The organism is Streptomyces sp. W16 (assembly GCF_033194735.1).
In the GTDB taxonomy this organism is placed as follows: Bacteria; Actinomycetota; Actinomycetes; order Streptomycetales; family Streptomycetaceae; genus Streptomyces.
Genome location: NZ_JAWOAI010001022.1, coordinates 1 through 1,595 on the forward strand (window position 1 = coordinate 1; position 1,595 = coordinate 1,595).

General features: G+C 69.8%; 2 protein-coding genes. One reads left to right on the forward strand and one right to left on the reverse strand.

Annotated features, from left to right (window positions below):
* Positions 1-373: 373 nt before the first annotated feature.
* Positions 374-1,153, reverse strand: a complete 780-nt coding sequence (locus R6V09_RS52665; RefSeq protein WP_317888484.1) for an NAD(P)H-dependent oxidoreductase — start codon at positions 1,151-1,153, stop codon at positions 374-376.
* 176 nt (positions 1,154-1,329) lie between these two features.
* Between R6V09_RS52665 and R6V09_RS52670 the strand changes: the two genes are divergently transcribed.
* Positions 1,330-1,595: helix-turn-helix domain-containing protein (locus tag R6V09_RS52670; RefSeq protein WP_317888485.1), on the forward strand; the 266-nt coding region annotated here is incomplete at its 3' end.

The window sequence follows — 1,595 nt, forward strand, 5'->3', positions numbered from 1 at the left end:
GCGCCGGGGGCGGTGGCTCAGGACGGCCTCGTCGTGGGCTACGCGACGCCCTCGGAGGCCGCGTTCGGCGCCGCGCTGGAGGCGCTGTGCGAGGTGCTCCCGCCCGACGAAGCCGCCCGTGACCGGTGAGCGGTGACGCTGCCCGTACCCGGCGGCTAGGGCTTGTCCGGCGGATCAGGTCGCAGGAAAGCAGCGGCACCTGATCAGCGCCGGTGAGCGGGGTCTGGTGCGTCCAACTGCAAGGCGGAGGAGGGCGTCGACGCGGAGCGTCGACAACCGACGACAACGCCGCTGGGGGTCCCCCCACGCCTTTAGGGCAGTGGGGGAGGGCGTGCCAGACCCCGCGTCTGCGACAGGATCCGCCGGACAGGCCCTAACCGCGCACATGCAGCCCGAACCCCTTGCGGCCGGGCGCTTCGAGGCCCTCCTTCAGCCGCAGTGACGGGATCTCGTAGTCACCGAAGTTCTGGCGCCGGAACGCGATCGGCTCGGTCGTCTCCAGCGACAGCAGCCGCTCCCGCCAGGCCTTCGCGGCGTCCTCGAAGTCGCTGCCGGTGATCTTGTCGGTGCCGTACAACACGAACGGGGGCAGCACCTCCACACCCGGGTAGTACAGGATCCCGTGGTGGATCGGGAACAGCAGGTCCTCGATCGGACCGTTGATCCCGCGATCGGTGTAGTGGGACTCCGGGCCCCCGACGGTCACCGACAGGATCGCCCGGCGCCCCCGCAGCGTCCCCTCACCGAAACGCTCGCCGTACCGCGTCTCGTCGTGCACTCCGACTCCGTACGCGAAGTGGAAGGAGAACACCCGGTCCACCCAGCCTTTGAGGATCGCCGGCATGGTGTACCACCACATGGGGAACTGGAAGACGACCGTGTCGGCCCACAGGAGTTTCTCCTGCTCGGCCGCCACGTCGGGCGTGAGCGCGCCGGCGTCGTACGCCCCGGCCGAACTCGGCACCACCCGCAGCGGGTTCGTGGCGTGCTCGCCGAAGTCCGCCGCGTCCACCACGGCCTTCCAGTCCATCGCGTACAGGTCGCTCACCCGCACCTCGTGCCCGGCGGCTTCGAGAGTGGATACGGCGAGGTCCTTCAGTGAGCCGTTCAGCGAACGCGGCTCGGGGTGGGCGTAGACGATGAGTGTCTTCATGGCTGTTCCCCTCAGCTCCCTTCAACAAGGTGTGTCGCCACAGATGCTCGGCCGCGGAGGTCGCGTCGTACAGGGGCGCCTCTTCCGTCGGACGGGACTTCCTGGTATCGGCAGGACCACCTTCAAGTGCCTTGACCGAGGCCGCATTTGGGGGCACCGAGGCCATACTTGGGAGCATGGACGATCTTGCGGGCTTCCTGCGGACCCGGCGTTCCCGGGTCGACCCGGCGGCCGTCGGCATCCCCGTCGACAGCCGTCGCCGGGTCGAAGGGCTGCGCCGCGAAGAGGTCGCGCACCTGTCCGGAGTCAGCGTGGACTACTACGTACGCCTGGAGCAGGGCCGCGCGACCCAGCCCTCCGGGCAGATCCTCGACGCGCTCGCCCACGTTCTCGGCCTCGACGAGACCGAGCGCGGGCACCTCCACCGGCTCGCCCGACAGCG